Here is a 26355-nt window from a genome sequence, read left to right on the forward strand (position 1 = left end):
ATCGTGTCCGTGCTGTATCGCGGCTATCTGAGTCTTGTCGACCGTCTGCCCCTGCCATCTCTTCGGACGCAGAAGATCATTGCGTTCCTGTCGATCGTGGTGCAGGGCGGCATCGCCGTCACCGGCTCGGTGGTACGCGTGACCGCGTCCGGGCTCGGGTGCCCGACATGGCCGCAGTGTTTCCCCGGGTCGCTGGTGCCGGTCGGGGTGTCCAGCGGCGTGAACACGCTGCACCAGATCGTCGAGTTCGGGAACCGGTTGCTCACCTTTGTCGTGGTGATCGTCGCGGCCGCGATCGTGCTCGCGGTGACGCGCGCGGGTCGCCGCCGCGAGGTGATCGCCTGGGCGTGGCTGATGCCGGCGGGCACAGTGCTGCAGGCGATCATCGGTGGCATCACCGTCCTGACCGGTCTGCTGTGGTGGACCGTTGCGATCCATCTGTTGGTGTCGATGCTGATGGTCTGGCTCGCTACCGTGCTCTTCTCGAAGGTCAGCGAACCCGACGACGGTGTCGTAGTACGGACGCTCCCCCAGCCGCTGCGATGGCTGACCGCGCTCTCGGGTGTCACGCTCGCCGGGGTTCTGATCGCCGGCACAATGGTCACCGGAGCGGGTCCGCACGCCGGCGACAAGAGCCTCGACCGGCCTGTGCCTCGCCTGGATATCGACATCACCACACTCGTGCACCTGCATGCCGAACTGCTCGTCGCCTACCTGGCCCTGTTGGTCGGACTCACCTTCGCCGTGTACGCGGTGCACACCACCAACGCGGTGAAACTGCGTCTCAAGGTCGTGCTGGCACTCGTCGTTGCACAGTCCTCGATCGGTCTGGTCCAGTTCTGGACGGACGTGCCCGCCCTGCTCGTGGTGTTGCACGTCGCCGGCGCGGGTCTGTGCACCGCTGCCACCGCTGCTGTGTGGGCTGCAGGTCTGATCCGCACCAACGCGCCCGACCGCGAGCCTGTCACTGCCTGAGCCGCCTCCACAGATACGACTTCGGCCGCCCGATGATCTCGGGCGGCCGAAGTGTCGGATCTACGCGGTGCACTCAGCGTTCGTTGCGGGCCTTCGGGAAGCGGGTCTGCTTCGCGACCCAGCCGGCCATCTTCTCCCAGTGTCCCCGGGCCGGTGTGGCGATGCTGGTGACCTCACGCTCCCATCCTGAGACGGTGACGTTCGGCAGCGCCTCGACCACCGCGTGGGCGGTCGGTAGATCGGCGACCACACGATCACCGAGAACGCCGTCCTCGGCGACGACGGTGATCCGCACACCGACGTACCCGATGGGCTGGATGACCGCCGTGGCGGTCTTGCCGTGCTCGGCGACGAAGCTGCGGAGGGACGAGACGATGTCGGCCGGTGCCGGCGCGGTCTGGATTTCGACGCTCATGACTGCAGAATACTGTGGCTGTATGCGCGCAATACAAGTGGCACAGCACGGTGGCCCGGAAGTCCTCGTCCCGGCCGAACTCCCCGACCCCGAACCCGGCCCCGGCGACCTGCTCGTTCGGACGGACGCGATCGGCGTCAACTTCATCGACACCTACTTCCGGACCGGCCTGTACGGCACGGAACTGCCGCACGTCCCGGGCTCGGAAGGCACCGGAACGGTGGTGGCCGTCGGTTCCGACGTCGACGACGTCACCGTCGGTCAGCGTGTCGCGTGGTGTGCGGCGCCGGGCTCGTACGCCGAACTGGTCCGTGTCCCGGCCACCGTCGCAGTGCCCGTCCCCGACGCCGTTCCCGTCGAACAGGCCGCGGCGGTGCTGTTGCAGGGAATGACGGCGCACTATCTGATCGAATCGACCTATCCTGCTCAGCCGGGCGACACCGTACTCGTGCACGCGGGAGCGGGTGGGGTCGGACTGCTCCTCACGCAGCTCGCCATCGCCAAAGGCGTCCGGGTGATCACCACGGTCTCGACGGACGAGAAGGAGACCTTGTCGCGGGAGGCCGGCGCCGCCGAGGTCCTGCGGTACGACGACGACCTCGCCGAGCAGGTCCGGGCACTTACCGGCGGCGATGGGGTCGCCGCGGTGTACGACGGGGTGGGTGCCTCGACGTTCGAGGCGTCGCTGGCATCGCTGCGCATCCGGGGCACCCTCGCGCTGTTCGGGGCCGCGAGCGGTCCGGTGCCCCCGTTCGATCTGCAGCGTCTCAACCCGGCCGGGTCATTGTTCGTCACCCGTCCCACATTGGCGCACCACACGCTGACCCGTGAGGAGTTGCTGTGGCGCTCCGGTGACGTGTTCGCGGCGATCGCAGCGGGAACGCTGAACATTCGGGTCGGCGCGACATATCCCCTCGCCCACGCGGCCAGGGCACACACCGACCTCGAGTCGCGCCGCACGACCGGCTCGATCGTGCTGCTCCCGTAAAAGAACTTCCCGCGATGGTTCTTGTTTCCCGCGATGGTCGTTACCAGCGCGGGAAGCGAGAATCGTCGCGGGAAAGGTGTCAGAAGTACGACGCGATGGTCGGCAGATCCAGCACCGAATCGACGGCCAGGCCGAGGCATACGACGGCAAGGTAGTTGTTGGACTGCAGGAACAGCTTGAGTGGCTTGACCGACGCGCCGCCGCGAACGCTGTTGTAGAGCTGGTGTGCGACATACAGGAACCACGCCCCCGCCAGCACCGTGACCACTGCGTAGACGAGACCGGCCGCAGGAACGATGACCAGCGTCGCCAAGACCGTCGCCCACGTGTAGAACAGGATCTGCTTGGTGACGTGCTGTTCGGTGGCGATCACCGGGAGCATCGGCACCCCGGCCGCCTTGTAGTCCTCCTTGTAGCGCATCGCGAGCGCCCAGGTATGCGGCGGGGTCCAGAAGAAGATCACCAGGAACAACACGATCGGTTCCCAGCTCAGCGACCCGGTGACCGCGGCCCAGCCGACCATGACCGGCATGCACCCTGCGGCACCACCCCACACGACGTTCTGCCATGTGCGGCGCTTGAGCACCATCGTGTAGACGAGCACGTAGAACGCGATGGTCACGACGACCAACAGGCCGGCGAGGAGATTCGCGCGCCACCACAACCACAGGAAGGACGCGAGTCCCAACACCACACCGAACACGAAGGCGTTGCGGGTCGGGACCGCTTGACGCGCAAGAGGCCGCAGCGCCGTGCGTTTCATCACCTTGTCGATGTCGGCGTCGACGACGCAGTTGAGTGCATTCGCGCTCGCAGCACCCATCCACCCACCGAACAGGGTGCTCAGGATCAGGACGATGTCGACGCTGCCGCGGTCGGCGAACAACATCGCGGGGATCGTCGCCACGAGCAGCAACTCGATCACTCGCGGCTTGGTCAACGCGATATAGGCGAGCACCCTGCCGGTGAAACGACCCCACGCGGTATCCGGTCGCGGTGTGGCGGGAACGTCCGGGGCGCCCAAGCCGTGACCGCCCGGTCGCCGCCCTGCTCGCACACTGTCTCCTTGCACCACGCGACTACGCACCTTCGCTCGCCCGCTCACGGTCGCCCGGTCTTTCGGACGCGCCACTACTACGGACGATGGTAGACCGCAGCCACCTGCGCACCGAATCGACCCACTCACCACCGGGCATTAGTCTGGAGGAGCGCGTGGGGCATTCACGCCCGTCGGCACCCCGTACACCCATGTCAGGAGACTTCTGCTCGTGTCGATCACAGACGAGATCCGCACCCTTACCCAGCCGGTCCATCCGACCGACTGGACCGACCTGGACACCAAGGCCGTCGACACCGCGCGGGTTCTTGCCGCGGACGCCGTGCAGAAGGTCGGCAACGGGCACCCGGGCACCGCAATGAGCCTTGCTCCGCTGGCGTACACGCTGTATCAGCGTGTACTGCGACACGACCCGACCGACCCAGCGTGGGTCGGCCGCGACCGCTTCGTGCTCTCCTGCGGTCATTCCAGCCTGACGCTGTACGTGCAGCTGTACCTGTCCGGCTACGGCCTCGAACTCGCCGACCTCGAGTCGCTGCGCACCTGGGGTTCGCTCACGCCCGGACACCCCGAGGTCGGACACACCGCCGGTGTCGAGATGACCACCGGCCCGCTGGGTCAGGGACTCGCCTCCGCCGTGGGCATGGCAATGGCAGCCCGCCGCGAGCGTGGCCTGTTCGACCCCGAAGCCGCATCGGGCTCGAGCCCGTTCGACCACTACATCTATGTGGTGGCTTCCGACGGCGATATCGAGGAGGGCGTCACCTCTGAGGCGTCCTCGCTCGCCGGGGTGCAGGAACTCGGCAATCTGATCGTCTTCTACGACGACAACAAGATCTCCATCGAGCACGACACCGCGATCGCCCTCGGTGAGGATGTTGCGAAGCGCTACGAGGCGTACGGCTGGCACGTGCAGACCGTCGAGGGGGGCGAGAACGTCTCCGCGCTGCTCGAGGCCGTGGAGAACGCGAAGGCCGTCACCGACCGTCCGTCGTTCATCTCTGTGCGCACCATCATCGGCTATCCCGCCCCCACCAAGATGAACAGTGGCGATGCGCACGGTGCCGCGCTCGGCGCCGACGAAGTCGCCGCGGTCAAGACCGCCCTCGGGTTCGACCCCGAGAAGAGCTTCGATGTCGCGGCCGACGTGATCGAACACACCCGTCGTGTCGTCGATCGCGGCGCCAAGGTCCGCGAGGCCTGGCAGGCAGACTTCGATGCGTGGGCCGCACGTGAGCCACAACGCAAGGAACTGTTCGATCGTCTGCACGAGGGCAGTTTCCCCGACGGCTGGGTCGATGCGCTTCCCACCTACGAGCCGGTCGAGAAGGGTCCTGCCACGCGTGCCGCGTCGGGTAAGGCACTCGCTGCTCTCGGCCCGATCCTGCCCGAACTGTGGGGCGGCTCCGCCGACCTCGCGGGCAGCAACAACACCACGATCTCCGGATCCGAGTCGTTCGGCCCGGCGTCCATCTCCACGAAGGACTGGACGGCTCAGCCGTACGGCCGCACCCTGCACTTCGGTGTCCGCGAGCACGCCATGGGGTCGATCCTCAACGGCATCGCGCTGCACGGCCCCACCCGCCCCTACGGTGGCACCTTCCTCGTGTTCTCCGACTACATGCGTCCCGCGGTGCGTCTCGCTGCGCTGATGCAGACCCCGGCGATCTACGTGTGGACGCACGATTCGATCGGTCTCGGAGAGGACGGCCCGACCCACCAGCCGATCGAGCACCTCACCGCGCTGCGGGCAATCCCGAACCTCGCCGTGATCCGCCCCGCGGATGCCAACGAAACGTCGTTCGCGTGGAAGTCGGCGCTCGAGAACCGCACCGGCCCCACCGCACTCGCCCTGACCCGCCAGAACGTGCCGGTACTCGAGGGCACCCGCGAGAAGGCCGCCGAGGGCGTCGCCCGTGGTGCCTACGTCCTCACCGAGGCGTCCAACGGATCCCCCGAGGTCGTGCTGCTCGCGACCGGTTCCGAGGTCGAGCTGGCCATCGCCGCACGCGACACGCTCGAGGCCGACGGCGTCCCGACACGAGTGGTGTCGGTTCCTGTCCTCGACTGGTTCCTCGAGCAGGACCAGGCCTACCGCGACGAGGTACTGCCCCCGACGGTCAAGGCCCGCGTCTCGGTCGAGGCAGGCCTCGCAATGCCGTGGTACCGACTCCTCGGTGATGCCGGCGAGCCGGTCTCGCTCGAGCACTACGGCGCCTCCGCCGATTACAAGACCCTGTACCGCGAGTTCGGCATCACCGCCGAGGCCGTCGTCGACGCCGCCCGCCGCTCGCTCACCCGTGTGAAGGGATGACCCCGATGACCCAACAGACTTCCACCCAGAACGAGAAATTGGCACAGCTGTCCGCCGAAGGCGTGTCGGTATGGCTCGACGATCTGTCGCGAGAACGCATCGAGTCCGGCAACCTCGCCGAGCTCGTCGCCACCCGCAGCATCGTCGGCGTGACGACCAATCCGTCGATCTTCCAGGCTGCGCTGTCGAAGGGTCACGCCTACGACGCTCAGGTCCGGGAACTCGCCGCGTCGGGCACCGATGTCGACGCCACGATCCTCGCCGTCACCACTGACGATGTGCGCGCAGCGTGCGACGTGCTCGCCCCCGTATTCGAGGCGTCCGGTGGGCTCGACGGGCGCGTGTCCATCGAGGTCGATCCTCGGCTCGCGCACAAGACCGACGAGACCGTCGAGCAGGCGATCGAGCTGTGGAAGATCGTCGACCGCCCGAACCTGTTCATCAAGATCCCCGCAACGGTCGCCGGCCTGCCGGCCATCGCGCGGGTCATCGGTGAAGGTATCAGCGTGAACGTGACGCTGATCTTCTCGGTGGACCGGTACGAGCGGGTCATCGAGTCCTACCTCGACGGCCTCACCGCCGCCAAGGCCGCCGGTCACGACCTGTCCCAGATCCGTTCGGTGGCATCGTTCTTCGTCTCTCGCGTCGACACCGAGATCGATCCTCGCCTCGAGGAGATCGGCACCGACGCCGCACTCGCGCTGCGCGGCAAGGCCGGCGTCGCCAACGCTCGCCTCGCCTACGCGGCCTACCGGGCGGCGTTCGAGGGCGGGGCACGCTTCACCCAGCTCGAGACCGCAGGTGCCCACCCGCAGCGGGCACTGTGGGCGTCGACGGGTGTGAAGAACCCCGCCTACTCCGACACGTTGTACGTCACGGAGTTGGTGGCGCCGAACACGGTCAACACGATGCCGGAGAAGACGCTCGAGGCCGTCGCCGACCACGGGGAGATCACCGGCGACACCGTCACCGGCAACACCGCGGCCGCTCAGCAGGTGTTCGATGCGCTCACCAAGATCGGTGTCGATCTGCCCGACGTCTTCCGCAAGCTCGAGGACGAGGGCGTCGAGAAGTTCGAGGTGTCGTGGAACGAGTTGCTGACGGCCACCTCCGAGCAGCTGGCCGCGCACGCTCCGGGCGCGGAGGGCTGAGCGTGCGCGAATCCGGCGCGGCGGCGTGGGTCAACCCGCTGCGGGACAGCAGAGACCGTCGACTTCCCCGAATCGCGGGACCGTGCGCGCTGGTGATCTTCGGGGTCACCGGCGACCTGGCCCGACGGAAGCTGATGCCCGCGGTGTACGACCTTGCCAACCGAGGTCTGCTGCCGCCCGGGTTCGCATTGGTCGGCTTCGCCCGGAGGGACTGGGCCGACGAGGACTTCGGTCAGGTCGTGCACGACGCGGTGCGCGAGCATTCACGCACCCCGTTCCGTGAGGAGGTGTGGCAGCGTCTCGCCGAAGGTATCCGCTTCGTGCAGGGTTCGTTCGACGACGACGACGCCTTCGCGGAACTGACGGCCACACTCGAAAAGCTCGATCGTGAGCGCGGCACGGGCGGTAACCACGCGTTCTACCTGTCGGTTCCGCCGGCCGCGTTCCCTGTGGTCTGCGGGCAGCTGTCCCGATCCGGACTCGCCGAACCGGAGAACGGTGCGTGGAGCCGCGTGGTGATCGAGAAGCCGTTCGGGCACGACCAGGAGAGTGCCCGCGACCTCAACTCCGTCGTCAGTGAGGTGTTCTCCGAGGATTCGGTGTTCCGCATCGACCACTATCTCGGCAAGGAAACAGTCCAGAACATCCTGGCACTGCGTTTCGCGAACCAGCTGTTCGATCCGATCTGGAACGCCCATTATGTCGACCACGTGCAGATCACGATGGCCGAGGACATCGGTCTCGGGGGTCGCGCGGGGTATTACGACGGGATCGGTGCGGCGCGCGACGTCATCCAGAACCATCTGATTCAGCTGCTCGCCTTCACGGCGATGGAGGAACCGGTCAGCTTCGCGCCGTCCGAGTTGCGCGCCGAGAGGATCAAGGTGCTCTCCGCCACCCGCCTCGCCGAGCCGCTCGACGAGACCACCGCACGCGGCCAGTACACCGCGGGCTGGCAGGGCGGTGAACCCGTTGTGGGGTTGCTCGAGGAGAAGGGCTTCGCGTCCGATTCGACGACGGAGACCTACGCTGCGATCACCCTCGAGGTCGATACTCGCCGGTGGGCGGGTGTGCCGTTCTATCTCCGCACCGGCAAACGGCTCGGTCGCCGCGTCACCGAGATCGCGGTGGTGTTCAAACGCGCACCACACTTGCCGTTCGACACCACGATGACCGAGGAACTCGGTCAGAACGCCCTCGTCATCAGAGTCCAGCCCGACGAAGGTGTGACGATGCGCTTCGGGTCCAAGGTGCCCGGCTCCGAGATGCAGGTCCGTGACGTGAACATGGACTTCAGCTACGGTCAGGCCTTCACGGTGTCGTCCCCCGAGGCGTACGAGCGGTTGTTGCTCGATGTCCTGCTCGGCGAGCCGTCGCTGTTCCCAGTCGACCAGGAGGTCGAATTGTCCTGGCGCATCCTCGATCCGGTGCTCGAATATTGGGCGGCGTCGGGTCGCCCCGAAGGATACGAGTCCGGTACCTGGGGCCCGGCGACCGCCGACGAGATGCTGCGCCGTTCCGGCCGCGAATGGAGGCGACCGTGAGGGTTCAGTTGCGCGACACCTCCGCCGTGGATGTCAGCAAGAAGATCGTGGAACTGCGGCGGACGGGTGGCGTCGTCACTCAGGGTCGCGTACTCACCTTGATCGTGTGCGCCGGCGACGCACGACGCCTCGAAGCATCGATCTCGGCGGCGACCGACGCGTCCCGCGAACATCCGTGTCGCGTCATCGTGATCGGTCGGGGGCGCATCGACGGCCCGCCCCGTCTCGATGCGGAGATCCGAGTCGCCGGAGAAGCGGGTGCCTCCGAGGTGCTGATCCTCGCGTTGCACGGCGAACTCGGCGACCATCAGGAATCGGTCGTCGTACCGTTCCTGCTTCCGGACACCCCGGTGGTCGTGTGGTGGCCGAATCAGGCCCCTGCCGTTCCGGCCGAGGATCCGGTCGGGAAGCTCGCCGTGCGACGCATCACCGACGCCACCAACGCGATCGATCCGCGAGCCGACATCGTGGGACGTCTCACCGGGTACCGGCCCGGCGACACCGACCTTGCGTGGGCCCGGATCACGTACTGGCGTGCACTGCTCGTGTCCGCATTGGACCAGCCGCCGCACGAGAAGGTGCTCTCGGCGAGGGTGTCGGGTCTGCACGGGGAGGTCGCGATCGATCTCCTGGCCGGATGGCTCGCGAGTCGGCTCGACTGCCCGGTGCAGCGCGCGGTCGGTGAGCTGCGCGTCGAATTGCACACCGAAACCCAGACGATCGTGCTCGATCGCCCGCAGGACGGTCGTGTGGCGACGTTGCTGCGCACCGACAAGCCCGACGCGCTGATCACGCTGGCACGCCGAGACTCTGCCGAATGTCTCGCAGAGGAGCTTCGACGCCTCGATCCCGACGAAATCTACGAGGCCGCGCTGGCCGAACTGCCGAAGGTGGAATATGTCTGAACTGGGTCCTGTCGAGGTTGCGAAGTTCGCCGATGCCGACGCCGTCGCGAAGGCGGCTGCAGCGGCTTTCGTCGAGGCGACCGTCGCCGCGCAGCGGGAGCGTGTGCAGGCATCGGTTGTACTGACGGGCGGGGGCACCGGCATCGCGGTGCTCGAGTATGTCCGCCGCGCTCAGGGCGGCATCGACTGGTCGGCGGTGAACGTGTTCTTCGGCGACGAGCGGTTCCTGCCGCCCGGCCATCCCGACCGCAACGAGGTCCAGGCCCGAGCCGCGCTGCTCGATCTCGTACCCATCGACCCGTCGCGTGTCCTCGCGATGCCGGCGCTCGGTGAGGACGGCTGCACCACCCCGCAGGAATCCGCTGCTCGCTACGCGGAGGTGCTCGCGCAGCACTCCCCCGACGGCACCGTCCCCACCTTCGATGTGCACCTGCTCGGCATGGGCGGCGAGGGGCACATCAATTCGTTGTTCCCGCAGACGGATGCGGTGCGTGAGGACACCCGGTTCGTGGTCGGCCTCGACGATTCCCCGAAACCCCCACCCGCGCGGGTGACGCTGACGTTGCCCGCGATTCAGCGCGCGCGACAGGTGTGGCTGCTCGTCACCGGTGAGGCCAAGGCCGAAGCTGTGGCAGCGGCGGTCGGTGGCGCTGATCCGCACGACGTCCCCGCGGCGGGTGCACGGGGCCGCGAGCGGACGGTGTGGTTCGTCGATCCTGCTGCGGCAGCGGACCTTCCGAAGTCCTGATCGTCCGCTCGGTCTCACGCTCCGCGGAAGCTCATGCGGTAGTCGCGCGGGCTGGTCCCTGCGACACGCCTGAAGTGGTAGCGAAAGGTTTCCGCGGCATCGAATCCGGTTGCGCGCCCGATCGCCTCGACCGGCCGATCGGTGCATTCGAGCAGCGACATCGCCGCTCGAATGCGCTGGCGGACAACCCAGTCCAAAGGTGAGAACCCCGTGTACGCGCGGAATCTCCGGTGGAGTGTGCGCGGCGACAGATTCGCTTCGTCGGCAAGGTCCTGAACCGTCCACGGGCGGCCGACTTCGTCGCCGACCGCGTCGAGCATGCGCGTGAAGGCAGGGTCGTCGCGCACCTGAACTCGGTCGACGTCGACGAACTGGGACTGATCTGCATGGCGATGCGGGGTCACCACCAACCGCCTGGCGATGTCGTTGGCCCGCTCGACCCCGTGGTCGTCTCGAATGAGCGCGATACTGAGATCGAGGCCCGCGGATGCTCCGGCGCTGGTGAGGAAGTTACCGTCCCGCACGACGATGGCCGCGATATTCAGGTCGACAGCCGGGAATACGGACCTCATGAGGTGCTCGTGCCGCCAGTGGGTCGTGGCCCTGCGACCGTCGAGGAGCCCTGCCTCGGCGAAGGCGAACGCACCGGTGCACACCGACACCATCCGGGCACCGCGTGCTGCGGCACCGCGGAGCAGATCTGCCCACTCGGCACAGCGATCGTGGTAGGCATCGCGGACGCCCGTCACGATGACGGTGTCGGCGTCGGCGATCGCCTCCATCGGGAACTGCGGGACGAGCGCAGCGCCACTGAGCGTGGACACGCCCGTCTCCGGCCCACAGGTGCGCAGTTCGTAGTCGAGCTCGGGTAGCTCGGACCACCGAAATCCCAGAGCTTCGACCACGGCACCGTATTCGAGCAGCGTCATGCCGTCGTACACCGGGAGCGCCACCACATGCGTCATGACCAGATCTTACCGATGACTGGCACTGCTGCCACTGTTTCCGTTGAACCGACAGTGGTGTGCTCAGGAGTGCCAGAAGCAGTGACCACAAGGAGGCATGTCCATGAGCTCCCACTCGATGATCTCGAATCTGCGTGACTTCCTCGCGGGTCTGGACGCCGCGACCCGAATTCGTCACGGTGTTCCCATTCCGCCGGCCCACCTCGCACGCGCAGCGAAGGACGACTGCCCGCCGATCATTCCTCCGGGCCGTTCCGGTCCGTGTCGTCCTGACCCGACCGAGGCTGCGGCGTAGCCCCTCCCACGTGCACGCAACGAATCTGCGTCAGGGAACGCGGACCGCTCGTTGCGCGCAGGGTCCGCAGTGGTGACCTGGTCGGTACACATCGCGCCGTGCGTGGATCCATGCGTCGGGCTCCTCACGTGGTTGCCGCGGCCTGTCGCCGCGTGATTTCCTCTCGTCAAGTTCGACGCGGCGAAGGCCCGAACGGTTCCCTCTCGCGTCGAATAGGTCACCGCAGCCCCGGCACACTGCGCGACAATGGGTCCAGCACAACATTCTGAATGCGGGAGAGGAGCGTCACGATGAGCACTCCGACGACCACCCCCGGAGTGGTTCGGCCCGAGCAGGATTGCCCGGACGGCTCGAACCTGGTCACGTTGAAGTACCAACGAGTCGTCGTCCGCTCGCTCGGCGAGGTGTGGAGAGCTCTGACCGACCCCGAATCGCTGTCGCGATGGTATGGCTCGTACACCGGCGATCCCATGACGGGATGGATTCGACTGACCATGACCGACCAGCACGACACCAGCACCACCGATGTGCGGGTGGTGAAGTGCACTCCCCCGACAGGGTTCGTCGTCGACATCGACGGATGGTTGCTCGAGGTCGCCTTGCACTCGGTCGGTCGGGTCACCACCGTCGAGTTCTCCCATCGACACGTGCCACGGTCGCAGGTCGGGGAGATCGGCCCCGGCTGGCAGTACTACCTCGACCGATTCGAGGCCGCGTTGCTCGGGTCTCGACTCCCGCGGTGGGACGAGTATCCGGATCTCGCGGACGAATACCGGTGATTCTCGCGACCTCACTGCAGGGTGATCTCGCTGAGTTTCATCTCCAGATACCGACGTTCCGGCGCGGTACCGGCGAGGCCCAGCGCGCGCCGATACGACTCGGCGGCCTCCTCGTGGCGACCGAGGCCGTACAGCAGTTCGGCCCGTGCCGCGGCATACGGGTGGTGATCGCGCAGCGTCGGTTCCTCGGCCAGATCATCGAGCAGCGCGAGTCCCGCAGCGGGGCCGTCTCGCATCGCCACCGCCACCGCGCGGTTCAACGCGACGATCGGCGACGGCGCCAGTGCGCCCAGCACGTCGTAGAGCGCCACGACCTGCGGCCAGTCGGTGTCGTCTGCTCGCTCCGACTCGTCGTGGACCGCCGCGATCGCTGCCTGCACGGCGTAGGGGCCGGGACGGCCACCCGTCAACGCCTGCTCGACGAGGTCCCGGCCTTCGTCGATCATCGGTCGGTCCCAGTGGGTGCGGTCCTGGTCGGCGAGCAACACCAGCGCACCCGACGGGTCGGTGCGTGCCTCACGACGGGCGTGCACGAGCAGGATCAGGGCGAGAAGTCCGGTCACCTCGCGTTCCGACGGCATCAGCCGGTGCAGGATCCGGGCCAGCCGGAGCGCTTCCTCCGCAAGGTCCAGGCGCTGCAGTGTGTCGCCGGCGCTTGCAGCGTATCCCTCGGTGAAGATCGAGTACACGGCGCTGAGCACCACCGGGATCCGCTCGGGCAGCTCATCGCGTCGCGGCACACGGAACGGGATACGCGCACCGCGAATCTTGTTCTTGGCCCGAACTATCCGCTGGGCCATGGTCCTGTGAGGGACGAGGAAGGCGCGCGCGACCTCGCCGGTGTTCAATCCGGCGAGGCACCGCAGGATCAGCGCGATGCGGTCGTCAGGCGACAACGCGGGATGCGCGCACGCGAAGAACAGTTCGAGCCGGTCATCGGGCAGGTCGTTCCCGACAGGGATCGGGACGGGTTCGGATCTCTCGGATTCCACCGCGAGGATCGCCAGCCGATCGGCGTAGGTGCGATCGCGGCGGAGGCGATCGAGTGCGCGCCTCCGCGCGGTGGTGAGCAGCCACGCCCCGGGTCGGTCCGGGACGCCGTCCACCGGCCAGTGCACCAAGGCCGCCTCGACTGCCTCGGACGCGACTTCCTCAGCAAGGTCGAGGTCGCCGAACCGGTGGACGAGCGCTGCGAGCAGCCGACTGTATTCCTCCCGGAACACCACCTCGACCCGCAGCGCGGTGTCGACGGAGGTGTCCGGGTCGGTCACGGTTCTACGCCCCGAACTCGGCGATGGGCCGCACCACTACTCGGCCGCCGTCCCGCGACCCCGGGCAGCGTGCCGCCCAGTCGAGTGCGACGTCGAGATTCGGGACGTCGATGACGTCGTATCCCCCGAGAACCTCACGGCTCTCTGCGAACGGACCATCTGTGATGCTGCGGCGGCCGTCGGTGTCCACCCTGACGGAGGTGGCGGTGACGAGGTCTTCGAGGGCATGTCCGGAGACGAAGACGCCCGCCTCCTTCAAGTCCTTGTCGTATTGCTGCCAGTCCTCGAAGTCACAGGTGGGCTCGATGTCCGAGCCGGTGTCTGCGTAGATCATCAACATGTACTTCACAACGGTTCTCCTATGAGGGATTGTGCGGCCGGGTTGCCGTACATGATGACGACGATCGGACCCGCTCCGAATCGACACACCGCGCGAAGATTCTTTCTCGGGAATCTCAGCCGCTGTTGCGCAGCGCGGTGGCAAGTCCGTTCATGGTGAGTTGGATACCGCGTCTGACCTCGTCGGTGTCCTCACCGCCACGATAACGCCGCAACAATTCGACCTGCAGGTGATTGAGCGGTTCGAGATACGGGAACCGGTTGTGCAGCGACCGTTCCAATGCGGGGTTGTCAGCGACGAGCGAGTCGTATCCGGTGATCTGCCGGTACACCCGCACGGTGCGTTCGTGTTCTGCGACGATCCGGCCGAACACCCGCTCGCGCAGCGCTTCGTCCTCCACGAGTTCCGAGTAGCGCGCCGCCAACCCCAGATCCGATTTGGCCAGGACCTGCGCCATGTTCGACAGCACGGATCGAAAGAACGGCCACCGACGGTAGAGGTCCTGCAGCGTCGTGAGCCGGTCGGGGTCGTCGCCGATCCAGTCCGCAACGGCGCTTCCCGTGCCGTACCAGCCGGGCAGCATGACGCGGGATTGGGTCCAGGCCAGCACCCATGGGATGGCGCGCAGGTCGGCGATCGCCTTTGTCGGTTTGCGGGACGCCGGGCGGCTCCCGATGTTCAGATCACCGATCTCCGCGACAGGTGTCGAGGTGGTGAAGTACTCGACGAAGCCCGGAGTCTCGTGCACCAGATCCCGGTAAGCCCGATGTGCGAGGTCTGCCAGTTCGTCGAAGATCCGGTACGCCGCGGGTGCGTCGGTGCCGAGACCCTCGACGTCGAGGAGCGTGGATTCGAGCGTGGCCGCGACGAGCGCCTCGAGATTGCGGCGGGCCAGGACCGGATCGCGATACTTCGCGGAGATCACCTCGCCCTGTTCGGTCAGGCGCAGTGACCCGTTCACCGCACCAGGTGGTTGCGCGAGGATCGCGTCGTAGCTCGGCCCTCCGCCGCGGCCGACGGTGCCGCCCCGGCCGTGGAACAGGCGCAGCCGGATTCCGGTGGCGCGGGCCGCGTCCACCAGGTCGAGTTCCGCCCGGTACAGCGCCCAGTTCGCAGCGAGGTAGCCGCCGTCCTTGTTCGAGTCCGAATAACCGAGCATCACTTCCTGCACGCCGTCGTGGGCGTCGACGAGGCTGCGGAACTCGGGGACGGCGAGCGCCGCAGTCAGGGTCGCCGCTCCCCCGCGTAGGTCCTCGATGGTCTCGAACAGAGGGATGACCTGTACCGTGCAGCGCGGATAGCCGGCGTCGAGATCCAGCAGGCCGACCTCCTTGAGCAGCACTTCCACTTCGAGCAGGTCGGAGACCGACGTGCACATGCTGATGATGTAGTGCTCGATCGCCGCGGGGCCGATGCGACGCACGGCGGCCGCCGCGGCACGGAGGATGGCGAGTTCCTTCGCGGTCTCCTCGGTCAGGTGTGCCTGTGGTGTGGTCAATGGTCGACGGATGCGCAGTTCCGCGGCGAGCAGCGCGATACGGGCGTCCTCGTCGAGTTCTCCGTAGCGGTCCGACACACCTGCCCAGGCGAACAATTCGGCCACGACGCGTTCGTGGACCTCGGAGTTCTGGCGCAGGTCGAGCGGGGCCAGATGGAATCCGTATACCTCGACGGCGCCGCGGAGCCGGGCCAGACGGTCGTCGGCGATCACGGCGCTACCCGCGCCGCGCAGTGATGCGTCGAGCATTCCGAGGTCGGCGAGCAGCTGGGCGGGTGTCTCGTAGCCCACTCGCCCGTCGTCGACGGTGTTCGCCAATTCGATGTTCGGGTGCAGGTGCGCCGCGGTCGAGGAGAGCCGGCCGCGGATCCCGTGGATCGCGCGGCGGTACGGTTCGTCGCGGTGGGCGGGATCATCGTCGCCGGAGTTGTCCGCGAGTGCCCTCAACTGTTCGGTGACCGGAGTGATCCGCCCGGACATCGACAGTTCGCGTTCGAGTGCGGCGAGTTCGCCGAGGTGGTGGCGCAACGCCGCGGCGCTCGCCCGGTCGCAGGCCGTCGCCACGACACCCGCGTCGACGTTGGGGTTGCCGTCGCGGTCGCCGCCGATCCACGATCCGGGACGCACGAGCGGCTGTGTGAGGATCGCGGCGTCGGGCCAGCGGCGTCGCAGTTCGCGTCGAACCTCGGTGTTGAGTTCGGGGACCACGTCGAACAGCGCGAGCTCGTAGTACCGCAGACCGTTCTCGATCTCGTCGCTGATCCGGAGCCGGGACAACCGGATCAAGGCCGTCTGCCACAACGTCAGGATCTGACGGTGCAGGTCGTTCTCGAGTGCCTCACGAGCCTGCGGTTCGACGGTGTACTCACGGCGACGCATGAGATCGGTGACGGCGGTCTGCACGTCGAAGACGGTGCGGCGGCGGGTTTCGGTCGGATGCGCGGTGACGACGGGAGCGACGAGCGCCGCGGCCAGTGCATCGGCGACAGTGTCGGAGTCGAGGTGCGCCGCGTCGAGCCGGGCGTAGGTCGCAGCGAGGGAGCTGTCCGGAGGTGGGTCGCCGGCGTGCACATGGACGGTGCGGCGGCGCTCGCGGTGGAGATCTTCAGCGAGGTTCGCCAGCAGCGCGAAGTGGCTGAACGCACGCACCACCGGGATCGCGTCGACGGTGGGGACCGCGGCGAGGCGCGCGGCCAGTTCGGGGCGTTCCAGCTCGGAACGCCGTATCTGGAAGCTGGCGACACGCGCAGCCTCGACGAGATCGAAGATCTCGTCACCCGCGTGTTCACGGACGACGGTGCCGAGTATGCCGCCGAGCAGTCGGATGTCGTCGCGGAGCGGTTCGGTGGCCGAAGCCGGAGCGGTGTCGGTCATGCCGCCCAGTATCCGCGGCCGGTTGCCGCTCCGCGACCGCTAGCGACTCAGCTGAACTTGATCTGCAGTCCGATGCCGAGGATCGAGATGACCCAGACGATGCCGACGAACAGGGTCACCCGGTCGAGGTTCTTCTCCGCGACGGTCGAGCCGGACAGGCTCGACTGGACTCCGCCACCGAACAGGCTCGACAGGCCGCCGCCCTTGGCGCGGTGCAGCAGCACCAGCAGGATCAGCAGGAGGCTGGTGGCGATCAGCAGGATGTCCAGGAACAGTGCCATGTCGGTGTTCAGTGCCCTTCGGCTGGTGGGTGACGTCGGCCGTCAGCTTACCCGGTGAGCGGATACGTGCGGATCGTGGCACCCATCGCCACCAGAGTCACCGTCCGCGGGCAACCACCCTACAAGAATTCAGTTCTCTATTCGAGAGTACACATTCTCGCAATTTGGATTTATGTTCGCTCGGAGCCATCCACCGAGCGAAAGGACCTGCGTGTCCGATTTCCAGAGCACCACCCCCAGCCACCGCGTCACACGTTTCGCGGCCGCGTTCGCACTGGCCTGCACCCTCGCGCTACCTGGCGCCGCCGCCCTCGCGGCCCCGCTCGACGTTCCCAGCGGATCGACCGGACACAGTAACCCCGACACATCCGCCCCGGCGCTCCGTCTCGCCTCTGTTGACAACTTCCGGGATGTGGCCGGGCCCGGCGGCGGATATCCGGCCGCATTCGGGCTTCACGTCGAACCGGGTGTGTTCTATCGGTCGAATGCACTGACCACCAGCGACACAGATGCAGCGACCCTCGACACACTGGGAATCTCCGCGGTGTACGACCTGCGCACCGATCCCGAGGTCGCAGACAAGCCCGACAGGGTTCCCACCGGTGCCGCCTATGTGCGGCATCCCTTGCTGTCGGGAGATCTGAGTGCGACCGCGGATCTGAAGACGCCTGACGATGCACGCGAGTTCATGAGGGGCATCAACCGTTCCTTTGTGACGGACCCGGAGGTCCGCGCCGAACTCGGCACGATGTTCACCGAGTTCGCCACCACCGACGGTCCTCAGCTCTTCCACTGCACGGAAGGGAAGGATCGCGCGGGCTGGACCGCTGCGATGCTCCTGTCCCTCGTCGGAGTCGACCGCGAAACGGTGTACGCCGACTACTTGCTCACCAACGACTACTCGGCCGAACGTATCGAGGCGACACTCGCTGCAGCCGCGGAGGCTCGGGGACCCGAGAAGGCCGCCGTGTACGCCCCGATGCTGGGGGTGGAGCGAGGATTCCTCGAGGCCGGATTCGACCAGCTCGAAGCGGATTACGGCACAGTGCACAATTATCTGCTCACCGGCCTGGGCCTGAGCCCTCAGACGATCGCGGCCCTGTCCGCGAAGCTCGTCGCCTGACCCGACCGGCTACGAAAAATGCCTGTGGGTGTGGGATCGTCGTCGATCCCACACCCACAGGCGTCACTACTGCGCCACTGTCAGAGCAGCGGGCCGCCCGCTGCGATCGCGGAGAGCTGCGCAAACTCGTCCGCCTTGAGCGACGCACCGCCCACCAGGCCACCGTCGACGTCGGTCTGCGCGATGAGTTCGCCGACGTTCTTGGCGTTGACGGAACCGCCGTAGAGAACGCGGACCGAGGCCGCGATCTCGGCCGAGGCGAGCTCGGCCAAGGTGGCGCGCACCGCGGCGCACACCTCCTGGGCATCGGCGGCCGAGGCCACCTTGCCCGTGCCGATGGCCCAGACCGGCTCGTACGCGACGACGATCTTGGCGATGTCGTCGGCGGACAGTCCGGCGAGCGAGCCCTTCAGCTGTTCGACGTTGTACGCGACGTGGTTGCCCGCCTCGCGAATATCGAGACCTTCACCGATGCACACGATCGGGGTCAAGCCGTACTTGAGCGCGGCCTTCGCTTTGTCGCGGACGATCGTGTCGGTCTCACCGTGCAGCGTGCGCCGCTCGGAGTGCCCGACGACCGCGTAGGTGCAGCCGAGCTTGGCGAGCATCGCGCCGGAGATCTCCCCGGTGTAGGCGCCGGAATCATGGGCCGACACATCCTGCGCACCGTAGGTGAGCCCGATCTTGTCGCCCTCGATCAGGGTCTGCACCGAACGGATGTCGGTGAACGGCGGGATGACCGTGACGTCGACCTTGTCGAGGTACTTGTCGGGAAGGGTGAACGCGATCTTCTGCACCAGCGCGATGGCCTCGAGGTGATTGAGGTTCATCTTCCAGTTGCCCGCGATGAGCGGCTTACGTGCCATCTCTCAACCTTCCAGAACCGAAATGCCGGGCAGTTCCTTGCCCTCGAGGTATTCGAGGGACGCTCCACCACCGGTGGAGATGTGCGAGAACCCGTCGTCGGGCAGACCGAGCTGACGCACTGCCGCGGCGGAGTCGCCGCCCCCGACGACGCTGAACGCGCCCTTGCCGGTGGCTTCGACGATGGCCTCGGCGACACCCTTGGTGCCCGCAGCGAACTTCGCGAACTCGAACACGCCCATCGGGCCGTTCCAGAACACTGTCTTCGCGGAGGTGAGCAGCGACGTGAAGCGCTGCACCGACTCCGGTCCGATGTCCAGACCCATCCAGCCGTCCGGGATCTCGGAAACCGGGACCGTCTTCGCTTCTGCATCCGCGGAGAAGCTGTCGGCCACCACCACGTCCTGCGGGATGTGCAGAACGTCCGCGTAGCGGTCGAGCAGGCTCTTGCAGGTGTCGATCATCGATTCCTCGAGCAACGAATTTCCCACCGAAATACCCTGCGCAGCAAGGAAGGTGAAGCACATTCCGCCGCCGATGACGAGAGTGTCGACCTTCGGTGCGAGCGCTTCGATCACGGCGAGCTTGTCGGAGACCTTCGACCCGCCGAGCACCACCGCGTACGGACGCTCGGTGTCGGTGGTGAGCTTCGCCAGCACCTCCACCTCCGCGGCGACGAGACCGCCCGCATAGTGCGGGAGCAGCTTCGCCACGTCGTACACCGATGCCTGCGCACGATGCACCACGCCGAAACCGTCGGAGACGAACGCGCCGTCGTCGCCGACGAGCTCGACGAGCTCACGGGCGAGCGCCTGACGCTCCGCCTCGTCCTTGCTGGTCTCGCGCGGATCGAAACGGATGTTCTCGAGCAGGAGGATGTCGCCGTCGGTCAGGCCCTCCGAGCGTGCCAGGGCGTCCTGCCCGACGACATCGCCCGCGAGCTGGACGTTGCGACCGAGCACCTCACCGAGCGTCGCGGCGACGGGCGCCAACGAGAACTTCGGGTCGGGTGCCCCCTTGGGGCGGCCCAGGTGCGCGGTCACGACAACCTTGGCCCCTGCCTCGGCGAGAGCCTTGATCGTGGGCGCGGACGCGAGGATGCGGCCGGGATCGGTGATCGTCTCGCCGTCCAGGGGGACATTGAGGTCGGAGCGCACCAGCACGCCTCGACCCTCCACCCCGGCGTCGAGCAGATCCTTCAGCGTCTGAACTGCCACTGTTCGGATGTCCTGTTCGATGTGAGGTGTCAGAGGGACTTGGCGACGAGACCGATGAGATCGGCCAGGCGGTTGGAGTAGCCCCACTCGTTGTCGTACCACGACACGATCTTGACCTGATCGTCGATGACCTTGGTCAGCGGCGCGTCGAAGATCGACGAGTGCGGGTCGGTGACGATGTCCGAGGACACGATCGGGTCGGTGTTGTACTTGAGGATGCCCTTCAGGGGGCCTTCCGCGGCAGCCTTCATCGCGGCGTTGATCTCCTCGACCGTCGCCTTGGTGCGCAGCTGAGCGGTGAGGTCGGTGACCGAGCCGGTCGGGATCGGCACGCGCAGCGCGTAGCCGTCGAGCTTGCCGAGCAGCTGCGGGAGGACCAGGCCGATGGCCTTGGCCGCACCCGTGCCGGTCGGGACGACGTTCAGAGCGGCGGCGCGGGCGCGACGCAGATCCGAGTGCGGGGCGTCCTGCAGGTTCTGGTCCTGCGTGTACGCGTGCACCGTCGTCATGAGGCCCTTCTCGATGCCGAAGCTGTCATCGAGGACCTTGGCGATCGGGCCGAGGCAGTTGGTGGTGCACGAGGCGTTCGAGATGATGTTCTGGCTGCCGTCGTACTTGTCGTCGTTGACGCCCATCACGACGGTGAGGTCCTCGCCCTTGGCGGGCGCGGAGATGATGACCTTCTTGGCGCCGGCGTCGAGATGGCCCTTGGCCTTGGCCGCGTCGGTGAAGATACCGGTGGACTCGACGACGACGTCGACACCGAGATCGCCCCACGGAAGCGCGGCGGGACCTTCCTTGATGGACAGTGCCTTGATCTTCTGGTCGCCGACGACGATGAAGTCGCCCTCGACACGGACATCCTTGTCGAGGCGACCCAGGATCGAGTCGTACTTCAGGAGCGTCGCCAGAGTGTCGTTGTCGGTGAGGTCGTTGACCGCGACGATCTCGATATCCGTGGTACCGAGCGCCTTCTGCGCCTCCACCGCACGGAAGAAGTTACGTCCGATACGACCGAAGCCGTTCACGCCTACGCGGACAGTCACAGTGAAGCTCCTTTGCCCAGAATTTAAGATGATTGTGCTGGTGTAACCACTACCCTAATGTGCGTGGTTCACCGCATGGGATCCGCCCTTGGGTGGCACGGATCACCACTTCAGAGTGACGCGCTATGCCTCCTCGAGCAACTCCGCGGTCACCGCAGACTCGGTGTCGGGGACCCCGAGTTCTTTCGCGCGGCGATCGGCCATCGACAGCAACCGCCTGATCCGACCCGCGACAGCGTCCTTGGTCATCGGCGGATCCGCGAGCTGACCGAGTTCCTCGAGTGACGCCTGTCGGTGCTCCACCCGTAGCGTGCCGGCCGCCGCGAGATGGTCCGGGACATCGGACGCGAGGATCGCCAGAGCCCGCTCGACCCGTGCGGCCGCCGCCACTGCGGCACGCGCCGACCGCCGCAGGTTCGCGTCGTCGAAGTTGGCAAGTCGGTTTGCCGTCGCGCGCACCTCGCGACGCATACGACGCTCCTCCCAGGTCAGCCGGGTGTCCTGGGCACCCATGTGGGTCAACAGCGCGCCGATGGCCTCACCGTCCCGGATCACAACGCGGTCGGCGCCGCGCACTTCACGCGCCTTCGCGGTGATCCCGAGACGACGGGCAGCACCCACCAGAGCGAGCGCCGCCTCCGGCCCGGGGCAGCTGACCTCGAGTGCCGAGGAACGTCCCGGTTCGGTGAGCGAACCGTGCGCCAGGAACGCGCCACGCCACGCTGCCGCGGCGTCGGACACACTGCCGCCGACCACCTGCGCAGGCAGGCCCCGCACCGGCCGGCCGCGGCTGTCGAGCAGCCCGGTCTGCCGAGCGAGCGCCTCACCGTCCTTGCCGACCCGAACCACGTAGCGCGAACTCTTACGGAGCCCACCGGCACCGAGAACGAGGACCTCCGCCTGGTAGCCGTACAGCTCGAAGATCTCCTTGCGCAGCCGTCGCGCGATCGACCCGAGGTCGGCCTCGGCTTCGACGACGACGCGTCCCGCGACGATGTGCAGTCCGCCGGCGAACCGCAGCAACGACGACACCTCGGCCTTGCGATTGCTGGTCCGCGTGACCATCAATCTGCTCAGCTCGTCCTTGACCTCCGCTGTCATTGCCACGAGACGATCTCCCTTCCGCCACCGTCCGCGGAGCTGCTGCTCCCGCGCGACCTGGTCAGATACTGTGCGAGTGCCTCCGCCAACTTGGCGGGGTCGTGCCGATGTGTACCGGTCTCGGCGACATCGACGAAGTCGACATCGGCACCGAATCCGGTTGCGGCGCGGCGAAGATGCTCCCGTTCGCGCCCGGCGGGTACCGATGCGGCGTCGACGACGACGTTGTCGACACGGAAGTCCGGCGCATGCTGCGCCAGGACATGCAGGTGCCGTTCCGCGGAGAACCCTGCGGTCTCCCCCGGCTCGGCGGCCAGATTGAGTACCAGCACCTTACGGGCGCTGGTGTGGATGAGGGCATCGTTCAGGTCCGGGACCAGCACGTGCGGGATGACACTCGAGAACCACGAACCCGGTCCGAGTACCACCATGTCGGCATCGCACACCGCGTCCAACGCATCGGGTCCGGCCGGCGGATTGGCCGGGATCAGCCGGACACGCCGCACCTTCCCGGGCGTGGTCGCGACCGCGACCTGCCCGCGGATGCATCGGCTCGCCCGTGGATCCGCTTCGAGCCCGGAGACGTCCGCTTCGATGTCGAGGGCAATCGGTGACATCGGCAGGACCCGTCCACGCACCTGCAGCAGGCGGCCGACGGTATCGAGGGCGGCGACGGTATCGCCCAGCACCTCGGTCAGGCCCGCGAGGATGAGATTGCCCACCGAGTGCCCGGCGAGGGCGCCGGTGCCGCCGAAGCGGTGCTGCACGGTCTCCGTCCAGATGCCCACCTCGGGATCGTCGGCGGACATCGCGGCGAGCGCCATCCGCAGGTCGCCGGGCGGGATCACGCCGAGCTCGGCGCGCAGCCGACCCGACGACCCGCCGTCGTCGGCGACGGTGACCACGGCCGTGACCCGGTCGGTGAGCTGACGCACAGCGCGCAGTGTCGCGAACAAGCCGTGCCCCCCGCCGAGTGCCGTGATCGCCGGACCTGTCGGGGAGTCTCCGAGATACGTGCTCACTCGCGCCCCAGATCACGGTGCACGACATGCACGTCGAGTCCGGGTTCGCCGCTCAACCGACCTGCCAGGGCTTCGGTCATCGCAACACTGCGGTGCTTGCCACCTGTGCACCCGACCGCGATCGTCATGTAGCGCTTGCCCTCGCGACGGTAGCCGGCCGTCGTCAGTTCGAGCATCCGCTGATAACTGTCGAGGAATTCCGGCGCACTCTCGTGGGCCAGGACGTAGTCGCGCACCGGCGCGTCGCGGCCGGTCTGCGGACGCAGTTCGGGAACCCAGTGTGGGTTCGGGAGGAAGCGCACATCGCATACGAGGTCGGAGTCCATCGGCAGACCGTACTTGAATCCGAACGATTCGACCGTCACCTGGATGGTGTCGGAGGTCGCATCCCCGAAGGCCGTTTCGATCTTGCGGCGCAGTTCCGGGCCGGTGAGCGCGGAGGTGTCGACCACCAGATCGGCCGCACCCTTCACCGGGGCGAGTTGCCCGCGTTCGGCCGCGATCCCGTCTATGAGGGTGCGGTCTGCGGTGTCGGCCTGCAGCGGATGACTTCGACGGACCTGCTCGAAGCGCCGGACGAGCACAGCATCGCTGGCCTCGAGGAACAGCACACGGGTCTGGACGGGTCGCGCGGCCAACTCGTTGACGACCTGCCCGAGATCACCGGTGAACAAACGGCTGCGCACATCCATGACGATGGCGAGTCGCTCGAGCGGTGGATCGGCGCGAACCGCGAGATCGATCATCGAGATGACCAACTGCGGCGGAAGATTGTCGGCGACGAACCACCCGAGGTCTTCGAGTGCGGTGGCCGCGGTACTCATCCCGGCTCCGGACAATCCGGTGATGATGATCACCTCAGCGCGACGAGCGGCACCGTTCTCACTCGATCCGATGGTGTCTCTACCCAGATCCGTCATTGCTGCGACTCCGCTCGTACTTCCGACACGCCGACGGTGCCATCATTGCCCACCGGCGTGTCTCCTGCATCCGGGTCGGATGCCGGAGTCGAATCGGACGGCGGATTCGAGGCGCCGTTCGACGTCGCGCCGCGGAGTGCATCGTGCACGGTCTGCGCGGTCGCGCGGCCGACTCCCGGGACCGCCGTGATCTCCTCGACCGTGGCCTCACGCAGTTTCGCGACCGACCCGAAATGCGTCACGAGCGCCTTGCGGCGCGTGTCGCCCAGACCGCGGATCCCGTCGAGCGCCGACGCCGTCATCCGCTGCGAACGTTTGCTGCGGTGGAAGGTGATCGCGAACCGGTGTGCCTCGTCGCGCACCCGTTGCAGCAGGTACAGCGACTCGCTCGCCCGCGGCAGAATCACCGGGTCTTCCTCGCCGGGCACCCACACCTCCTCGAGTCGCTTGGCGAGACCGATCACGGCGACGTCGGTGATGCCGAGGTCGTCGAGCACTTCGGCAGCCGCCGCCACCTGCGGCGCACCACCGTCCACCACGTACAGGTTCGGTGGATACGCGAAGCGGCGCGGTCTGCCGGTGGCCGGGTCGAGCGCTGCCTCCGGCGCGGCATCGCCGCCGTCGGCACCGTCCTCACCGATCACGGCGTGTGCGGTGTCGCGGTTGTGCCGGAGGAACCGCCGGCGGGTGACCTCGGCGATCGAACCGACATCGTCGGATCGTCCCTCACCGGCAGCCTCCTTGATCGCGTAGCGCCGATAGTCGGATTTGCGCGGCAATCCGTCTTCGAAGACCACCAGCGACGCGACGACATCCGTGCCCTGCACATGGCTGATGTCCACGCATTCGATGCGCAGTGGCGCTGAGTCGAGGTCGAGAGCTTCCTGGATGCCCTGCAGCGCCGCCGATCGTGCGGTGAAATCGCCCGCCCGCCGCAGTTTGTGCTGGGTCAACGCCTCCTTCGCGTTGCGCAGCACCGTCTCGGCGAGCGCCTTCTTGTCGCCGCGCTGCGGTACGCGCAGCCGCACCGGTCCGCCGCGGAGCCCGGACAGCCAGCGGCTCATCTCGTCCGGGTCCGGCGGCAGCGCCGGAACGAGCACTTCGCGCGGCACCGCGCTTGCGGCACGGTCGCTGTCGACGGCGGTGGTGAGCGCGACCTCCTCCCCGTAGAACTGGGTGAGGAACTGTTCGACGAGCAGCGACAACTCTTCGTCACGATCGGCGTCGTCGGATCGGGTCGGCCGCGCGGCGCGGTCGGCGGGACGATCGACGACATCGCCGGATTTCTCGACGACCCAGCCGCGCTGACCGCGCACGCGACCGCCGCGTACATGGAACACCTGGACGGCGACTTCCAATTCGTCGCCGGCGAATGCAACGAGATCGGCGTCCGTTCCGTCACCGAGCACCACGGCCTGCTTCTCGAGCGCCTTGCGGAGCGCGCCGAGGTCGTCGCGCAGGCGTGCCGCGAGTTCGAAGTCGAGTTCCTCGGCGGCGGCGTGCATGCGTGCCTCGACGTCGCGGACGAGCCGGTCGGTGCGACCGGCGAGGAAGTCGCAGAAGTCGTCGACGATCCGGCGGTGTTCGTCGGCGTCGACCCGACCGATGCAGGGGGCCGAACACTTGTCGATGTAACCGAGCAGGCACGGCCGCCCGATCTGCGAGTGTCGTTTGAAGACGCCGGCGGAGCAGGTGCGGGCCGGGAATACTCGCAGCAGCAGGTCGAGGGTTTCCCGGATCGCCCACGCGTGGGAGTAGGGGCCGAAATAGCGCACGCCCTTACGTCGGGGACCGCGGTAGACGAACAGGCGCGGAAACTTCTCCCCCACGCTGACGGCGAGCATCGGGTACGTCTTGTCGTCGCGGTACCGCACGTTGAAGCGCGGATCGAACTCCTTGATCCAGTTGTACTCGAGCTGCAGCGCCTCTACTTCGGTGCGCACCACAGTCCACTCGACGCTGCCGGCGGTGGTCACCATCTGCCGGGTGCGCGGGTGCAGCGAGGAGACGTCGGCGAAGTACGAGTTCAGTCGTGAGCGCAGGCTCTTGGCTTTGCCGACGTAGATGACCCGGCCGTGCGGGTCGCGGAATTTGTACACCCCCGGTTCCGTGGGGATGGTGCCGGCTGCGGGGCGGTATGTCGAGGGGTCGGGCACGACGTC

At 67.2% G+C, this 26355-nt stretch carries 24 protein-coding genes; 10 read left to right on the plus strand and 14 right to left on the minus strand.

The window, feature by feature from the left end; all coding sequences use genetic code 11:
* Positions 1-9 precede the first annotated feature (9 nt).
* Positions 10-975: a COX15/CtaA family protein gene (locus ACZ46K_RS19590; protein ID WP_464744254.1), complete on the plus strand. Its 966-nt coding sequence runs from the start codon at positions 10-12 to the stop codon at positions 973-975.
* A gap of 73 nt (positions 976-1048) precedes the next feature.
* On the opposite strand, the gene ACZ46K_RS19595 is transcribed toward ACZ46K_RS19590, so the two are convergent.
* The gene (locus tag ACZ46K_RS19595; protein ID WP_464744256.1) at positions 1049-1390 is read right to left on the minus strand and encodes a hypothetical protein; all 342 of its coding nucleotides are present in this window, start codon (positions 1388-1390) and stop codon (positions 1049-1051) included.
* Positions 1391-1412: 22 nt separating this feature from the next.
* Between ACZ46K_RS19595 and ACZ46K_RS19600 the strand changes: the two genes are divergently transcribed.
* Positions 1413-2378, plus strand: a complete 966-nt coding sequence (locus tag ACZ46K_RS19600) for a quinone oxidoreductase family protein (RefSeq protein WP_464744258.1) — start codon at positions 1413-1415, stop codon at positions 2376-2378.
* A gap of 79 nt (positions 2379-2457) precedes the next feature.
* Here the strand turns inward: ACZ46K_RS19600 and ACZ46K_RS19605 are convergent, their stop codons facing one another.
* Positions 2458-3435, minus strand: coding sequence for a heme o synthase (locus ACZ46K_RS19605; protein WP_464744260.1), 978 nt, complete (start codon positions 3433-3435; stop codon positions 2458-2460).
* Positions 3436-3646: 211 nt separating this feature from the next.
* On the opposite strand from ACZ46K_RS19605, the gene tkt reads away from it, so the two are divergent.
* Genes tkt through pgl form a run of 5 tightly spaced genes read left to right on the plus strand, consistent with a single transcriptional unit; the run spans position 3647 to position 10097 of the window.
* Positions 3647-5749 (plus strand): transketolase, encoded by a 2103-nt coding sequence (tkt, locus tag ACZ46K_RS19610; RefSeq protein WP_464744262.1) that lies wholly within the window; start codon positions 3647-3649, stop codon positions 5747-5749.
* 5 nt (positions 5750-5754) lie between these two features.
* Positions 5755-6900 (plus strand): transaldolase, encoded by a 1146-nt coding sequence (gene tal / locus ACZ46K_RS19615; RefSeq protein ID WP_464744264.1) that lies wholly within the window; start codon positions 5755-5757, stop codon positions 6898-6900.
* A gap of 2 nt (positions 6901-6902) precedes the next feature.
* Positions 6903-8444, plus strand: a complete 1542-nt coding sequence (gene zwf, locus ACZ46K_RS19620; protein WP_464744266.1) for a glucose-6-phosphate dehydrogenase — start codon at positions 6903-6905, stop codon at positions 8442-8444.
* Positions 8441-9349, plus strand: a complete 909-nt coding sequence (gene opcA / locus ACZ46K_RS19625) for a glucose-6-phosphate dehydrogenase assembly protein OpcA (RefSeq protein WP_464744268.1) — start codon at positions 8441-8443, stop codon at positions 9347-9349. Before zwf ends, opcA begins: the two co-directional genes overlap by 4 nt.
* Positions 9342-10097: a 6-phosphogluconolactonase gene (gene pgl / locus ACZ46K_RS19630; protein WP_464744270.1), complete on the plus strand. Its 756-nt coding sequence runs from the start codon at positions 9342-9344 to the stop codon at positions 10095-10097. Before opcA ends, pgl begins: the two co-directional genes overlap by 8 nt.
* A gap of 14 nt (positions 10098-10111) precedes the next feature.
* Here the strand turns inward: pgl and ACZ46K_RS19635 are convergent, their stop codons facing one another.
* Positions 10112-11062 (minus strand): GlxA family transcriptional regulator, encoded by a 951-nt coding sequence (locus ACZ46K_RS19635; RefSeq protein ID WP_464744272.1) that lies wholly within the window; start codon positions 11060-11062, stop codon positions 10112-10114.
* A gap of 103 nt (positions 11063-11165) precedes the next feature.
* On the opposite strand from ACZ46K_RS19635, the gene ACZ46K_RS19640 reads away from it, so the two are divergent.
* Positions 11166-11357, plus strand: coding sequence for a hypothetical protein (locus ACZ46K_RS19640; RefSeq protein WP_464744274.1), 192 nt, complete (start codon positions 11166-11168; stop codon positions 11355-11357).
* A 290-nt stretch (positions 11358-11647) separates the two neighbouring features.
* Complete coding sequence (locus tag ACZ46K_RS19645) at positions 11648-12136, plus strand: SRPBCC domain-containing protein (RefSeq protein ID WP_464744276.1); 489 nt, start codon at positions 11648-11650, stop codon at positions 12134-12136.
* An 11-nt stretch (positions 12137-12147) separates the two neighbouring features.
* Here the strand turns inward: ACZ46K_RS19645 and ACZ46K_RS19650 are convergent, their stop codons facing one another.
* The 4 genes from ACZ46K_RS19650 to secG form a co-directional block, all read right to left on the minus strand.
* On the minus strand, positions 12148-13407 hold the full coding sequence (locus ACZ46K_RS19650; protein WP_464744278.1) for an RNA polymerase sigma factor: 1260 nt from the start codon (positions 13405-13407) through the stop codon (positions 12148-12150).
* Positions 13408-13411: 4 nt separating this feature from the next.
* The gene (locus ACZ46K_RS19655; RefSeq protein WP_054807989.1) at positions 13412-13756 is read right to left on the minus strand and encodes a YciI family protein; all 345 of its coding nucleotides are present in this window, start codon (positions 13754-13756) and stop codon (positions 13412-13414) included.
* A gap of 106 nt (positions 13757-13862) precedes the next feature.
* Positions 13863-16619 (minus strand): phosphoenolpyruvate carboxylase, encoded by a 2757-nt coding sequence (gene ppc / locus ACZ46K_RS19660; protein ID WP_464744280.1) that lies wholly within the window; start codon positions 16617-16619, stop codon positions 13863-13865.
* A gap of 47 nt (positions 16620-16666) precedes the next feature.
* On the minus strand, positions 16667-16900 hold the full coding sequence (gene secG / locus ACZ46K_RS19665; RefSeq protein WP_054807959.1) for a preprotein translocase subunit SecG: 234 nt from the start codon (positions 16898-16900) through the stop codon (positions 16667-16669).
* A 211-nt stretch (positions 16901-17111) separates the two neighbouring features.
* On the opposite strand from secG, the gene ACZ46K_RS19670 reads away from it, so the two are divergent.
* A complete protein-coding gene (locus ACZ46K_RS19670; protein ID WP_464744282.1) occupies positions 17112-18023 on the plus strand; it encodes a tyrosine-protein phosphatase in 912 nt (303 codons plus the stop codon).
* Positions 18024-18103: 80 nt separating this feature from the next.
* On the opposite strand, the gene tpiA is transcribed toward ACZ46K_RS19670, so the two are convergent.
* The 7 genes from tpiA to uvrC form a co-directional block, all read right to left on the minus strand.
* A complete protein-coding gene (tpiA, locus tag ACZ46K_RS19675; RefSeq protein ID WP_464744284.1) occupies positions 18104-18889 on the minus strand; it encodes a triose-phosphate isomerase in 786 nt (261 codons plus the stop codon).
* Positions 18890-18892: 3 nt separating this feature from the next.
* Positions 18893-20104 carry a phosphoglycerate kinase gene (locus ACZ46K_RS19680; RefSeq protein WP_054807757.1) on the minus strand — a complete coding sequence of 404 codons (1212 nt, stop codon included), beginning with the start codon at positions 20102-20104 and terminating at the stop codon, positions 18893-18895.
* A gap of 29 nt (positions 20105-20133) precedes the next feature.
* Positions 20134-21150, minus strand: a complete 1017-nt coding sequence (gap, locus tag ACZ46K_RS19685; protein ID WP_464744286.1) for a type I glyceraldehyde-3-phosphate dehydrogenase — start codon at positions 21148-21150, stop codon at positions 20134-20136.
* 123 nt (positions 21151-21273) lie between these two features.
* Positions 21274-22251 carry a DNA-binding protein WhiA gene (whiA, locus tag ACZ46K_RS19690; protein ID WP_464749408.1) on the minus strand — a complete coding sequence of 326 codons (978 nt, stop codon included), beginning with the start codon at positions 22249-22251 and terminating at the stop codon, positions 21274-21276.
* Complete coding sequence (locus ACZ46K_RS19695) at positions 22248-23273, minus strand: gluconeogenesis factor YvcK family protein (RefSeq protein ID WP_464744288.1); 1026 nt, start codon at positions 23271-23273, stop codon at positions 22248-22250. Before ACZ46K_RS19695 ends, whiA begins: the two co-directional genes overlap by 4 nt.
* On the minus strand, positions 23270-24193 hold the full coding sequence (gene rapZ, locus ACZ46K_RS19700; RefSeq protein WP_054811015.1) for an RNase adapter RapZ: 924 nt from the start codon (positions 24191-24193) through the stop codon (positions 23270-23272). Before rapZ ends, ACZ46K_RS19695 begins: the two co-directional genes overlap by 4 nt.
* The gene (gene uvrC, locus ACZ46K_RS19705) at positions 24190-26349 is read right to left on the minus strand and encodes an excinuclease ABC subunit UvrC (protein ID WP_464744290.1); all 2160 of its coding nucleotides are present in this window, start codon (positions 26347-26349) and stop codon (positions 24190-24192) included. Before uvrC ends, rapZ begins: the two co-directional genes overlap by 4 nt.
* Positions 26350-26355: the final 6 nt, after the last annotated feature.

The sequence above is a fragment of the Rhodococcus sp. JCM 9793 genome (assembly GCF_055380405.1).

Bases quoted from the DNA above. Each gene is read 5' to 3' on its own strand.
- tpiA (WP_464744284.1), bottom strand. From the start codon at position 18,889: ATGGCACGTAAGCCGCTCATCGCGGGCAACTGGAAGATGAACCTCAAT.
- ACZ46K_RS19645 (WP_464744276.1), top strand. From the start codon at position 11,648: ATGAGCACTCCGACGACCACCCCCGGAGTGGTTCGGCCCGAGCAGGAT.
- ppc (WP_464744280.1), bottom strand. From the start codon at position 16,619: ATGACCGACACCGCTCCGGCTTCGGCCACCGAACCGCTCCGCGACGAC.
- whiA (WP_464749408.1), bottom strand. From the start codon at position 22,251: ATGACAGCGGAGGTCAAGGACGAGCTGAGCAGATTGATGGTCACGCGG.
- secG (WP_054807959.1), bottom strand. From the start codon at position 16,900: ATGGCACTGTTCCTGGACATCCTGCTGATCGCCACCAGCCTCCTGCTG.
- ACZ46K_RS19595 (WP_464744256.1), bottom strand. From the start codon at position 1,390: ATGAGCGTCGAAATCCAGACCGCGCCGGCACCGGCCGACATCGTCTCG.
- ACZ46K_RS19640 (WP_464744274.1), top strand. From the start codon at position 11,166: ATGAGCTCCCACTCGATGATCTCGAATCTGCGTGACTTCCTCGCGGGT.
- ACZ46K_RS19635 (WP_464744272.1), bottom strand. From the start codon at position 11,062: ATGACGCATGTGGTGGCGCTCCCGGTGTACGACGGCATGACGCTGCTC.
- pgl (WP_464744270.1), top strand. From the start codon at position 9,342: ATGTCTGAACTGGGTCCTGTCGAGGTTGCGAAGTTCGCCGATGCCGAC.
- rapZ (WP_054811015.1), bottom strand. From the start codon at position 24,193: ATGACGGATCTGGGTAGAGACACCATCGGATCGAGTGAGAACGGTGCC.
- tal (WP_464744264.1), top strand. From the start codon at position 5,755: ATGACCCAACAGACTTCCACCCAGAACGAGAAATTGGCACAGCTGTCC.
- ACZ46K_RS19600 (WP_464744258.1), top strand. From the start codon at position 1,413: ATGCGCGCAATACAAGTGGCACAGCACGGTGGCCCGGAAGTCCTCGTC.